General features: G+C 28.6%; 12 protein-coding genes. 10 read left to right on the top strand and 2 right to left on the bottom strand.

What is annotated here, in order from left to right; genetic code table 11:
• The first annotated feature begins 3 nt into the window (after window positions 1-3).
• From map to U880_RS0108925, 3 genes are all read left to right on the top strand, one after another.
• Window positions 4-756 (top strand): type I methionyl aminopeptidase, encoded by a 753-nt coding sequence (map, locus tag U880_RS0108910; RefSeq protein WP_024655679.1) that lies wholly within the window; start codon window positions 4-6, stop codon window positions 754-756.
• Window positions 757-811: 55 nt separating this feature from the next.
• Window positions 812-2,257 (top strand): trypsin-like peptidase domain-containing protein, encoded by a 1,446-nt coding sequence (locus U880_RS0108915; protein ID WP_024655680.1) that lies wholly within the window; start codon window positions 812-814, stop codon window positions 2,255-2,257.
• Between the two features lie 350 nt (window positions 2,258-2,607).
• Window positions 2,608-3,198, top strand: a complete 591-nt coding sequence (locus U880_RS0108925; RefSeq protein WP_024655681.1) for a phosphoribosyltransferase — start codon at window positions 2,608-2,610, stop codon at window positions 3,196-3,198.
• On the opposite strand, the gene U880_RS0108930 is transcribed toward U880_RS0108925, so the two are convergent.
• Together U880_RS0108930 and asnS are read right to left on the bottom strand one after the other, a co-directional pair.
• The gene (locus U880_RS0108930; RefSeq protein WP_024655682.1) at window positions 3,195-3,749 is read right to left on the bottom strand and encodes a hypothetical protein; all 555 of its coding nucleotides are present in this window, start codon (window positions 3,747-3,749) and stop codon (window positions 3,195-3,197) included. The genes U880_RS0108925 and U880_RS0108930 overlap by 4 nt on opposite strands.
• Before the next feature lie 27 nt (window positions 3,750-3,776).
• On the bottom strand, window positions 3,777-5,162 hold the full coding sequence (asnS, locus tag U880_RS0108935; protein WP_024655683.1) for an asparagine--tRNA ligase: 1,386 nt from the start codon (window positions 5,160-5,162) through the stop codon (window positions 3,777-3,779).
• Window positions 5,163-5,280: 118 nt separating this feature from the next.
• On the opposite strand from asnS, the gene murI reads away from it, so the two are divergent.
• The 7 genes from murI (at window position 5,281) to U880_RS0108975 (ending at window position 12,687) form a co-directional block, all read left to right on the top strand.
• Entirely contained in the window at window positions 5,281-6,045 is a 765-nt protein-coding gene (gene murI, locus U880_RS0108940) for a glutamate racemase (RefSeq protein ID WP_024655684.1), read from the top strand.
• Entirely contained in the window at window positions 6,042-6,983 is a 942-nt protein-coding gene (gene rsgA, locus U880_RS0108945) for a ribosome small subunit-dependent GTPase A (RefSeq protein WP_024655685.1), read from the top strand. Before murI ends, rsgA begins: the two co-directional genes overlap by 4 nt.
• Window positions 6,955-9,291, top strand: a complete 2,337-nt coding sequence (locus tag U880_RS0108950; protein ID WP_038359718.1) for an endonuclease MutS2 — start codon at window positions 6,955-6,957, stop codon at window positions 9,289-9,291. The genes rsgA and U880_RS0108950 overlap by 29 nt, the downstream gene beginning before the upstream one ends.
• The gene (locus U880_RS0108955) at window positions 9,292-9,687 is read left to right on the top strand and encodes a hypothetical protein (protein WP_024655687.1); all 396 of its coding nucleotides are present in this window, start codon (window positions 9,292-9,294) and stop codon (window positions 9,685-9,687) included. It begins immediately after the preceding gene.
• A 107-nt stretch (window positions 9,688-9,794) separates the two neighbouring features.
• Entirely contained in the window at window positions 9,795-10,391 is a 597-nt protein-coding gene (locus U880_RS0108965) for a V-type ATP synthase subunit E (RefSeq protein ID WP_024655688.1), read from the top strand.
• A 9-nt stretch (window positions 10,392-10,400) separates the two neighbouring features.
• Window positions 10,401-10,946, top strand: a complete 546-nt coding sequence (locus U880_RS0108970; RefSeq protein WP_024655689.1) for a DUF2764 family protein — start codon at window positions 10,401-10,403, stop codon at window positions 10,944-10,946.
• A 10-nt stretch (window positions 10,947-10,956) separates the two neighbouring features.
• Window positions 10,957-12,687, top strand: a complete 1,731-nt coding sequence (locus U880_RS0108975; RefSeq protein WP_024655690.1) for a V-type ATP synthase subunit A — start codon at window positions 10,957-10,959, stop codon at window positions 12,685-12,687.
• Window positions 12,688-12,696 lie beyond the last annotated feature (9 nt).

Below are 12,696 nucleotides of genomic sequence, written 5' to 3' on the forward strand. Positions count from 1 at the left end.
TATTTGAAATTAAGATTAAAATCTAGAGAAGAAATTGAAAAGATTAAGGCATCAGGTAGACTTTTAGCTCAAACTTTTTTGGAAATTGAGAAAAATATTGTTCCTGGAATTAATACTAAAACACTTGATTTTATAGCTAGTGATTTTATTATTAAAAATGGAGGCAAGTCTGCTTTTAAAGGATATAATGGATTTAAAGGGACTATTTGCGTTTCTATAAATGAAGAAGTTATACATGGGATTCCTGGGAATAGAATGCTTAAAAATGGAGATATTGTTAGTGTTGATTGTGGTGTTGTTTTAGATGGGTTTTATACTGATATGGCTAAAACTTTTAAAGTGGGAAGGGTAAGCTCTCAAGTTAGTCAATTATTAGAAATTACAGAGGCTGCTCTTTATAAAGGGATTAATGAGATGAAGGTTGGTAATCGAATTTTAGATATTTCAAAAGCTATAGAAAATTATATTAAACCATTTAAGTTTGGGATTGTTAGGGAATATACGGGACATGGTGTTGGTTTTTCGTTGCATGAAGAGCCAAGTATTCCAAATTATTATGATCCTTTTTTTAAAAATATTGAAATACAGGAAGGTATGGTTTTAGCAATTGAGCCTATGGTAAATTTAGGAAGTCATAAAGTTTCTCTTAAGGGTGATGGTTGGACAGTATTTGCATCTGATCTTAGTTTTTCTGCTCATTTTGAACATACTGTTGCTGTTATTGATGGTTTGCCTTTAATTTTAAGCAAAGTTTGATAATACTTAAGTAAATATTTAAAAGATTTGGTTTTATATTATGGAGGTGTATAAAATGAATAAAAATTTTATTTCCGTGTTTTTTGCTAGTTTTTTAGCTTTAGCTATTGGATTTTTTGTTGGAATAGGTTGTTTGAAATCTGAAAAAAATACTATTGTTTTTGCACAGGAGAAAGGAGATGCTGTACACTCTCTTCAAGATTCTTTTAGAGAAGTATCTAAAAAGATTTTACCATCAACTGTGGAAATTTATGCTACTGGAACAATTAAAACGCGCGATCCTATGCAATTTTTCTTTTTCTTTGATATTCCAGGGCTTAATCTTGAAAAAAAAGCACAATGGGGTGGTTCTGGCGTTATTATTGGAAAAGACTCTAAGAATCCAAATTTGTTTTATGTTCTGACAAATAGTCATATTTTAGAAAATGCTAGTGAGTTTGAAGTTGGAACTTATAATAATAAAAGTTATAAAGCTCAGTTAGTAGGGAAGGACGATAAAAAGGATATTGCATTGGTTAGTTTTGAGGCTGATGGTGCGGCAGATATTGGGGTAGCTGAACTTGGTGATAGTGATAAACTTGAAGTGGGAGATTGGGTTATAGCTGTTGGAAGTCCTTATCACTTTAGTTTTTCGGTTACAGCAGGTATTATTAGTGGTCTTCATCGTTCTTTTAATCCTAATTTAAAAGCGAGAAATTTATTTATTCAAACAGATGCGGCTATTAATCGTGGTAATTCTGGAGGACCTCTTGTTAATACTAATGGAGAGGTTATTGGTATCAATTCGTGGATTTCGTCTCCTTCTGGAGGAAATATTGGACTTGGTTTTGCTATTCCTATTAATAATGCTAAGAGTGTTTTTGATGCATTAATGAGTGGACAAAAGAGTGAGTCAGCTTGGATGGGCGTTGCATTTCATCGTTTGAGATCTAAAGATGTAGAATTTCTTAAAAGCTTAGGTTATGAGGATGAGTCTGTCTCATTAGCAATTGTTGCAGGTGTTTATGATGGTTCTCCAGCTTTGAAAGCAGGATTTAGAGCTGGTGATGTGATTAGCAAGATAGATGGTGTTGCAATGAATCTTTTCTTTGATGTTAAGCAATATATTAATGATTTTTATGCTAAGGAAAAAATTAAAGTTGAAGTTTTAAGAGGACAAGAGACAAAAACTTTTGAAGTGGAACTTGGTGTTATGCCTACTAATAGTGATAAGGAAAAGGGAAATACTTTAGATTTAAAATTGATGCCAGGCTTTACTGTTTATCCTTTAACCAAAGAGGTTAGGGTACAACTTGGTTTGAGAAATTGGATTAATGGAGTTGTTGTTGACAGTATTGACTCAACTTTGGGTACTAATCCTCAAATTGCAACAGGCGATATTATTATGATTGTTAATTCAAAAAATGTTAAAACTTTAAGAGATTTTTATGATGCTATTAAGCATGGAAAAAATAATTATAGTATTTTAAGAAATGGACAAACTTTAAAAGTGTCTCTTTAATAATAATAATTTTATTTTTTGTATAAGGCTTGAAGAATTAACATCTTTAAGCCTTTAGGAATGAAACTTGATAATTCTATTTTGTATGATGAATTTTTTTACTTGAGAGGATAAATTTTATGTTTTATTTATAAATATAAAGAGGTAATATTGGGATAGAGATTTGTATTTAAGTGTATTAGTATGAATAATGCTGTTTATTTTTATAAATTTTCTTAAGTGCAGTTCAAGTTATAAATTGTTTTTTAGCATTGAGAGAGTATTGAATATATGAGTATGAGTTACATTGAAGAGATAATTGATTTTTTTGAAATAAATCTTAATTTTGTGTGTTTTGAGGTGTTATACAAATGAAAAAATTCGTTTCTTATGAAGATATAAGAATAAATGGTCTTAAGCTTGCTTATAAGATTTATAAAGATGGGTTTATTCCTGATATTATGTATGTGTCTTTGAGAGGTGGAGCTTATCTTGGCAATATTATTAGTGAGTTCTTTAAATTTATTAAGCTAGAAAAGCCCCTTCTTTATGCGGCTGTTGTTGCAAGATCATATGATGTTTCAAACAAGCAAAAAAAAATAATGATAGATGGATGGACTTATGATCCGAAATATTTAAGAGCAGGTGATAATGTTTTATTTGTTGATGATATCTTTGATACTGGTCGTACAATTATTCATTTGCGAGAAGAAGTTTTAAAGAGAGGGATAGATAGTCAAAATGTTAGAATAGCTGTTTATGATTATAAAGAACGTGGACATATTGATTATGAACCTGATTATTATGTTAATAAATATTCAGATGAAGAGGAATTAACTACTTGGATACATTACAGTAATCATGAGTTAATTGGATTGTCAGAAGATGAATATAAATTAAATTTTGTTAATTTAGATAATGAATTATTAGATATTTTAAAATTTTTATCAAAAAAACTTTAATTCTGTTCAAGCTTAATATATTCTAGTTCGTTATAGCCTCTTATGTTTAATGCTTTTGTTATTTCTCCTAAATTATCTTCCAGGATAGGTCCAATTAAAGCAAAATCTTTTTTTATGTTTGTATTTATATTATTTAGTAATTTAATTTTTTTAAATCTATCCTTTATATTGGTTGGATAGACTTTAATGTTATACCATACATTTTTTTCTGAATTTGCTTCTTGTATGTTAATTTTATCTTGCGGATAATATATTTTTTTTGATTTTTTTATTTTTACAGTATCATTTGTTTGGTTATTTATATGTTTTTTATTATAAGATTTAAAATCTGTGTTTTTTTTTCTTTTAATTTCATGATGATAATTAATTTTTTTGTTTGGATAATTGATTTTATTGGATTTATTTATTTTAGGTGTTGTTTTATTGGTTTTATTTGTGATTTCTTCTTCTACATTTAAAAATATTTTGAAATCGTCTTTTAATTTTTCATTTGCAAATAAGACTAGTACTGATGACATCAATAGCATTTTATACAAAATTTTGATTTGCAATGTTTTTCTCCTTTCGAAAACTCTTTATTAGAAATGAAGAGTTTTCGGAGTTCTTGGAAATGGTATAACATCTCTAATATTAACCATTCCTGTTGTATATTGCAGTAGTCTTTCAAGTCCAAGTCCAAATCCAGAATGCGGAGCTGAGCCAAATCTCCTTAAATCTAAATACCAATTAAGAGTCTCTGTTTCTAAGTTTAGCTCTTTTATTCTATTATTCAATTTATCTAGATTATCTTCTCTTTCACTTCCTCCAATGATTTCTCCAATTCGTGGAACTAAAATATCCATTCCTTTTACAGTTTTGTTGTCTTGGTTCATTTTCATGTAAAAGGCCTTAAATTCTTTTGGATAATCAATAACTGTGGTAGGTTTTTTAGTAATTTCTTCTGTTAAATATCTTTCATGTTCTGTTTGTAAATCCATGCCCCAATAAGGTTTTATTTCAAATGTTTTTGTTGCATTTTCAAGTTTTTTGATTGCTTGAGTATAGGTAATAACTTCAAATTTAGAATTTATTACGTCTTCAATCTTTTTTATTACTCCCTTTTCAATGAAATTGTCAAAAAATTCCATATCTTCGGAACAGTGATTTAAGGTTTCTCTTAGGACGTATTTTAAAAAATCTTCTGCTAAATTTATGTTGTCTTCAAGCGTAAAAAATGCCATTTCAGGTTCAATCATCCAGAATTCTGAGGCATGGCGCGTTGTATTTGAATTTTCTGCTCTGAATGTAGGACCAAATGTATATATTTTTGATAAAGCCATTGCATAAGCTTCTCCATGCAATTGTCCAGTTACTGTAAGAAATGCTTGTTTGCCAAAAAAATCATCTTTAAAATCAACTTCTTTTTTGTTTTCAATGTTATTAAGGTTTAGGGTAGATATACGAAATATTTCACCTGCTCCTTCTCCATCATTGGATGTAATAATGGGTGTATGGATATAAAAAAAGCCGTTTTTTTGAAAATATTCGTGAATTTTATAGGAAATTTGGTTTCTAATTCTGGCAACAGCACCAAATGTATTAGTGCGAATTCTTAGATGAGAGATTTCTCTTAAAAATTCAAAAGAATGTCTTTTTTTTTGTAAAGGATATATTTCTTGATCTGATTCCCCAATTATATAAAAATTTGTTGTTTTAATTTCGTAAGTTTGTCCTTTTGCAGGGCTTAAAATTAAGATTCCTGTTAAGGATATGCTTGCACCTGTTGTTAGCTTTTTAAATTCTTTTTTTTCAAATTGAGGATTGTTTTCGTCAATAACAGCTTGAATTCCTTTAATATTTGAGCCGTCATTAATTTCTAAAAATGAAATTTTACCATTACTTCGTTTTGTTCTAATCCATCCTTTGACTGTGGTTGTACTATTTGGTATAGGATTGTTTAGTATTTCTTTGATACTTTTGTGCATATGTGCCTCCTTCTCTAACTTGATGTTTATTATAATTATAGTTTAACCCATGTTATTTTATCATTTTGTCATTGAAAGAGAGTAAATTAATTTTTATACTTACATTTAGGAAAGGTTTATGGACAATTTAGAAGATGTTATAGTTATTTTTGATTCAGGTATCGGTGGACTTTCTTATTTTGAGTATATAAGCAAGAGGTTGTTTAATAGAAATTATGTTTATGTTGCAGATAATAAAAATTTTCCTTATGGTGATAAGAGTTCAAATTTTATTTTAAATGAGATTTTAGAACTTGTTTCAAAATTAAGGGAAATATATAACATTGCCTCAATTGTTATTGCGTGTAATACGGCTTCTATTAGTGTTTATAATAAATTAAATTTTAATTTTCCTATAATATATACTTTGCCTTCAGTTAGTTTAGTTAAGGAACTTGCATTTAAAAGGGTGATTTTAATTGCAACAAATACTACTATTAATAGCGAATTTGTCAAGAAAGAGCAGAATAATCATATAGATTTAATTTTAAGATCTGCGGGTGAACTTGTGAAATTTGTTGAATATGGAGATATCTTTGAAAAAGATGCGCTTGAGTATTTAAAATCTTTAAAGTTTGAAGTTCAGTCTACTAAACGAGATATGGTTTTTTTGGGTTGTACGCATTATTTGCATATTAAAGCTATGATAGAAAGTGTTTTAGAAATACCCGTTTATGATAATCGTAAAATTGTTGCCGATGAACTTAATAGATCTTTAAAAAATATTGAAAATAGTGGTTCTTGTTTTAAACGTTATTTTTATTTAACTCAAGATAAAAATTTACACTTTTATAAGAATTTTTGTGAAAAATATGATTTTTATTTTAAAGGAATATTTAATTGAATAGTAGTACATTTGAAGTTCTCTGGGGTGTTAATAATATTTATTCTATTGTTGAAGTTAATACTGATACAATTTATGAGGGTGTTATTAAAGGTAAATTCTTAAATACTAAAGAGAAAGAATATAGTCCTTTAGTTCCGGGTGATTTTGTTTGTGGTGATATTTATGATGAGCATAAGGTATATATTAAAGAGAGAATGGAACGTAGAAATGTTTTTTGGCGTTATAATAAAAAGGTTGCTTTAAGGCAAGTGATTGTTTCAAATATCGATAATATTTTGATTGTAAGTTCTGCTACTCTTCCAGAATTTAAAAATTCATTTATTGATAGAACATTGATAGTTGCTGAGGAGCAGGGAATTACTCCTATTATTTTGGTAAATAAGGTTGATGAAGGCATAAATCTTAGGGTTGATTCTTTTATTAAGATGTATGAATATTTAGGTTATAGAGTGATTAAGACTTCTGTTGTTACTTTACAGGGCATTGATGAAGTGAAAAAAATTATTGAAAATTCAAGAACTTCTTTTATTGGGCAGTCTGGAGTTGGGAAATCTTCACTTATAAATGTTATAGATTTAAATGCATCGCAGGCTATAAATGAAATATCTTATAAATATGCACGAGGCAGACATACTACGGTTTATGCTGTGGCTTTTCATTCTGATAATAAAATTTTAATTGATACTCCTGGAATAAAGGAATTTGGAATTGAAGGTTTAGAATATCTTGATCTTAAATATTATTTTAGAGAATTTAAATATTTTAATGATTTATGTAGATTTAATTCTTGTTTACACATAAATGAGCCAAATTGTTTTGTAATAAGTCAAATTGGATTTAAAATTGCAGAAGCTAGATATAATAGTTATCTGAAAATTTTTAGTGAACTTAAGAGATATAAAAGTTATGCAAGAGAAATATTTGGAAAAAATTGATTTTTATCAAATATTATCTTCAGTTGCATCTTATGTAACTGTTTCAGATACGGTTAAACTTTTAAATGAACAGCAAATATTAAAAACTGATAAAGAAATTCAGGAAGTATGTTCTTTTGTTAATTTAATTAAAAATCTTATTGAACTTGAAGAAGAATATCCAGATTCTTGTCTTGAGAGTATAAATAATTCTATTGTTTTACTCCTTAAAGAAAATTCAAGAATTTCTATTGAAGAGATTAAGAATATTATTTTTTTCTTAAGAGAAATTTTAAGAATAATGTTTTTTTTAGAAAAAAATGAACTTAAAGTTCAGGGTGGAATTGATATTTTAAAAAAATTATTATTTGTAGATCCAAATTTAAAATATTTGCTAGAAGTTTTGTGTAAATATGTTGATATTGATGAACTTAAAATAAAGCATGGTGTTGATAAGAAATATGATGAGATTGATTTTGAAATTAGGAATTTAAATAAAAAAATTGAAAAACAAATTAAACAGATAATAAATTTAAATTCAAATTATTTAAGCTCTACTCTTATTTATTATAAATCAGGTAAATGTACCATTGCTCTTAAATCCAGTTTTAAAAATAGAATTAAAGGGAATGTTATATCTGTTTCCTCATCTGGTGAAACATTCTATGTTGAACCAAACGAAATGGTAAGTGAAAATAATAGATTGAGTTTTTTAAATTTTGAGAAGACAAGTATAGTTTTTAGAATTTTGCAAAAATTATCAGATGAAATACGAGAACATATTTTTCTCTTAAAATCTCTTTATAGTAATTTTATATATTATGATTCTTTAAAATCCAGAGCAATTTATGGGATTCAAAGTCAAGGGATCTTTCCTAAACTTGGTGGTGATTTGAATATTATAAATGCTAGGCATCCTTTAATAAAGAATGCAAAGCCTATTAATTTTTCTCCTTTAAATAATAAAGTTGTTGTTATTACAGGTCCTAATGCTGGTGGAAAAACAGCAACATTAAAAACAGTTGCTCTTTTGAGTGCTATGTTTCAATTTGGGATTCCAATACCAGTTGATGAGTCTAGTACTTTTAAGGTTTTTGATAATATTTTAGTTGATGTTGGAGATGAGCAATCAATTGTGAATTCTCTATCAACTTTTTCAAGTCATATGAATAATATTGCTTATATTTTAAAGCATGCAACAAAAGATAGTCTTTTAATATTTGATGAATTTTGTTCGGGTACTGATATTGAGCAAGGACAAGCATTGGCTATAGCTATTCTTGAACATTTAATTTGTATTAATGCTTTTGTGATTATTTCAACTCATTATAATGCTCTTAAATATTTTGCATATACCCATGAAGATGTTATTAATGCTTCAATGCAAATGGATTTGGATAAAATGGAGCCCAGTTATAAGTTAATGTTTTCTGTTCCAGGGGAGAGCTTTGCTTTTGGTGTTGCAAGCAAATTTCTTATTGATTTTAACATAATATCTAGAGCTAAAAATATTTATGAGTCCAGTAAGACAGAAATTAATGAGATATTGGCGAGACTTACAGAAAAAGAGAGAGAAATATATTTACTTGAGGAGAAAGTAAAGAATAAGCTTAAATTTATTGAGCTTAAGGAAGTTGAGATTAATGATATTCGGGAGACTCTTGTATTAAGAGAAAGAAATTTGGAAGAGAATCTTGTTAATGAACAAAAAGAGTTTTTAAAAAAATCAAGACAGACCCTAGAAAATTTGGTTAGAGAGATAAAAGAAGGTAGTGTTTGTCTTTTGAAAAATAAGAAATTTATATCTGATATTTCAGATAATATAACTTCTAAGGTTACTAAAATTGAAACGTTAAATCAAAAAATTGCTACTAAAGTTGAATTTAGAGTGGGAGATAAAGTGAAAGTATTAGGCTCAAATTTTTCAGGAGAAATAATAGGTGTTACTAAGAAAGGATTTATTATAAATACAGGTGTATTTAAGATTACAGTTGCAGCTGTTAGTTTAGAGAAAATATTGTATAATGATAAAGCTCCAAGAGATTGTAAGAAAAAATTTAGTTTTGCTTTTGAGCAGCAAGATGATACATTAAATTTAACAGTTGATATTAGGGGAATGAGGGTAGCTGAGGCTATAAACTTTTTGAGTAAGAAAATAGATGATATGTTACTTAGAAATGTTTCTAGATTTGAAATCATTCATGGCAAAGGAGAAGGTTTACTAATGGAGGGAGTGCACGCATTTTTAAAAGATATAACGTTTATTAAAAAATATTATTTTGCTCATCCAAATGATGGAGGGGTTGGAAAAACAATAGTAGAATTTTAAATGGGTATATTAAAGTTTGAAGAATTTGAAAATGTATTGTTTAATATTTGTCTTTGTGTTGACTCTATGCTTGAAGATGAGTTTGGTGATGCTTATGAATTGCATCCGAGTAGGCTTTCTAGAGGTAAAGCAGCTAATGGATTTTTGGATGGGCTCTTTCGTGTTACAACTTCTTTTACGCTTGGATATGGCTCTAAATTTGGGAGAGGATATTTAATTATTATTGAAATGATAACTCTTGATGTGGTTGATGTAGAATTTAATAAAAGAATTGTAGAAAAGGGCATTGAGGTTTTTGGTTCAAAACTTAAGGAAAAGTTTCCAGAAAAAGACCTTCGTATAGTTTATGATATTAATGTTTATAAGATTATTGGAGATTTTTTTCATGATATGTGATTTCGGTATTGTGACTTTTAATAATCAAAAATTTATTGGTATACTTTATGCAAAGATTTGTTTTATTTAGTGTTTTGTATTACTTTTTTGTATGTTAAGGAGTTGTAGTGCAATTTGAAGTTAAAGATTTAATAAATAAAATTAAAAAAGATGGACTTGATGAGGCTGAAAGGCTGGCAAGTGAAATTATTCTTAATGCAAAGCAAGAGGCTGAAGCTATTATTTTAAAGGCTGAGAGTGAGGCTAAAGAGTTAAAAATAAAAGCAGAAAAAGAAGCTTATGATTATAAAAGATATTCTCTTGAAGCATCTCGTCAGGCATTTAGAGATTTAATTATTGGTACTGAAAATAGTCTTAAATCTCTTTTTAAATCTGCTTTAAAGGATTCTGTTTCTAATGTCTATGATTCTAATTTTTTGAGAGAACTTATTATTAGAGTTGTAGATGTTTGGGGTAAAGATGATAAGATAGATATTATGCTTAATGAATCTGATATTGATAATTTATCATCTGCTTTGAAAACAAGAATAAGAAATAAATTTGGTGATGAAATTGAAATCAAACCTTTTAAGGGTATAAATAAAGGGTTTAAAATCCAACAGAGAGACGGTAGTTTATATTATGATTTTACATCAGAAGCTATTGCTGATATTCTTTTTGAATATTTAAATCCAAGGTTTAAGGAAGTTATAAAATTGGATTAGGAGTATAGTATGTTAAGTTCATATTACTATATTATATCCTCATTACCTTATCTTGATTTAAAAGTTGGAAAGGTATGGAGTATATCAGAGTTTTTTGATAATGTTGAGATTGTTTTAAGTAGCGAAGATTTTCTTTTTATAAAGGATTTGTCAGAATTTAGATTTAATAAAGAAAGTTCAAAGGTGACTAAGAGATTTTTTGAATTTGAGGAAATAATAAGATATACTCTGTCAGTTATTAGGGCTGAAAAATTAGGATTTGAAAAAGATATATATTTAGAATCTCCTTATTTTTCTAATTATTATTTAGGAGTTTTAAAACCTCTTTGTCTTAAAGAAAATCCTTTTGAGGTAGAATTAGGAATTGATATTTTAAAGTGGCAGTTTTTGACAGAACTTGAAGTTGGAAATGAATTTAACTTTGAAAAGTTGATAATTTATTTTTTAAAATTAATGTTGATTTCAAGGAGAAATCTCTTTAGAGAAGAGATAGGTGAGAAAAATTTTGATGATGTTTGTCAAAAATTAAGTATGAAAATAAGTAAAAATTTTTGAAGGAATTTAAATGGAAGCTCAAGGAAAAGTAGTAGGTGTTATTGGAAATTTGGTTACTATTGAAATGGTAGGTACGGTTTCCATGAATGAAATTGTTTTTATTAAAACAGGTGGTCGAAGTTTAAAAGCTGAAATAATTCGTATTAGAGATGGAGAAGTTGATGCTCAAGTGTTTGAAATGACAAGAGGAATTGCTGTTGGAGATAATGTTGAGTTTACAGATAAACTTTTAACAGTTGAGCTGGGACCTGGTCTTTTAAGTCAGGTGTATGATGGTCTTCAAAATCCATTGCCAGAGCTTGCTATTAAGTGTGGTTTTTTTTTAGAGAGAGGTTTATATTTAAGTGCTCTTGATAGAAATAAAAAATGGAGTTTTAATGTAACTGCAAAAGTTGGAGATTTTGTTGTTGCTGGAGATTTTCTTGGATTTGTTATTGAAGGTACCATTAATCATCAAATTATGGTTCCATTTGATAGGAGAGATTCTTATAAAATTATAGAAATAGTTAGTAATGGTGATTATACTGTAGATGATAAGATTGCTGTTATTGAAGATGATGCTGGGGGCAAACATATTATTACTATGTCGTTTCATTGGCCTGTGAAAGTTCCTGTTACTAGTTATAAGAAGCGACTTATTCCTAATGAGACTATGGTAACTCAAACAAGAATAATAGATACATTCTTTCCGGTTGCAAAGGGTGGTACATTTTGTATTCCTGGACCTTTTGGTGCTGGCAAGACGGTTCTTCAACAGGTTACGAGTCGTAATGCTGATGTTGATATTGTAATTATTGCTGCTTGTGGTGAGCGAGCAGGTGAGGTAGTAGAAACTCTAAAAGAGTTTCCTGAACTTACAGATCCAAGAACAGGTAAATCATTAATGGAGAGAACATGTATTATTTGTAATACGTCTTCTATGCCCGTTGCTGCTCGTGAAGCATCAGTTTATACAGCTATTACTATTGGTGAATATTATAGACAAATGGGTCTTGATATACTTTTGTTGGCAGATTCAACTTCAAGGTGGGCTCAGGCTATGAGAGAAATGTCTGGTCGTCTTGAGGAAATACCTGGGGATGAAGCATTTCCAGCCTATCTTGAATCTGTTATTGCATCATTTTATGAGAGAGCAGGTGTTGTTGTTTTAAATAATGGCAATATTGGATCTGTAACTGTGGGTGGTTCTGTTAGTCCTGCTGGGGGTAATTTTGAAGAACCAGTAACTCAAGCAACTTTAAAAGTGGTAGGAGCATTTCATGGTCTTACAAGAGAGAGATCAGATGCTAGGAAATTTCCAGCAATTAATCCTCTTGACTCTTGGAGTAAATATAGAGGTGTTGTTGAATATGAGGCAACAGAATATGCAAGGGCTTTTTTGGTTAAGGGAAATGAAGTTAATCAGATGATGAGAGTTGTTGGAGAAGATGGGGTGAGTATTGATGATTTTGTTGTGTATTTAAAATCCGAACTTTTAGATTCATGTTATTTACAACAAAATTCATTCGATAGTGTTGATGCTGCTGTGAGTTTTGAGCGTCAAAATTATATGTTTAATATTCTTTATAAGATTTTACAATCAGATTTTAAATTTGAAAATAAATTGGAAGCAAGAAGTTTTATAAATGATTTGAGACAAAATATTTTAGATATGAATCTTGCTCCCTTTAAGCAAGAAAAGTTTGATAAATTAGAGATTAATTTAAAGAATTTATTACGTTCTAAAAAATTGGATTTTTGAGGTGTGCAA

The sequence above is a fragment of the Borrelia hispanica CRI genome (genome assembly GCF_000500065.1).
GTDB classification, from domain to species: Bacteria; Spirochaetota; Spirochaetia; order Borreliales; family Borreliaceae; genus Borrelia; species Borrelia hispanica.

Excerpts from the sequence above, each read along its gene's own strand:
- U880_RS0108915 (WP_024655680.1), top strand. The coding sequence starts at position 812 with ATGAATAAAAATTTTATTTCCGTGTTTTTTGCTAGTTTTTTAGCTTTA.
- U880_RS0108925 (WP_024655681.1), top strand. The coding sequence starts at position 2,608 with ATGAAAAAATTCGTTTCTTATGAAGATATAAGAATAAATGGTCTTAAG.
- asnS (WP_024655683.1), bottom strand. The coding sequence starts at position 5,162 with ATGCACAAAAGTATCAAAGAAATACTAAACAATCCTATACCAAATAGT.
- murI (WP_024655684.1), top strand. The coding sequence starts at position 5,281 with ATGGACAATTTAGAAGATGTTATAGTTATTTTTGATTCAGGTATCGGT.
- U880_RS0108950 (WP_038359718.1), top strand. The coding sequence starts at position 6,955 with ATGCAAGAGAAATATTTGGAAAAAATTGATTTTTATCAAATATTATCT.
- U880_RS0108955 (WP_024655687.1), top strand. The coding sequence starts at position 9,292 with ATGGGTATATTAAAGTTTGAAGAATTTGAAAATGTATTGTTTAATATT.
- U880_RS0108970 (WP_024655689.1), top strand. The coding sequence starts at position 10,401 with ATGTTAAGTTCATATTACTATATTATATCCTCATTACCTTATCTTGAT.
- U880_RS0108975 (WP_024655690.1), top strand. The coding sequence starts at position 10,957 with ATGGAAGCTCAAGGAAAAGTAGTAGGTGTTATTGGAAATTTGGTTACT.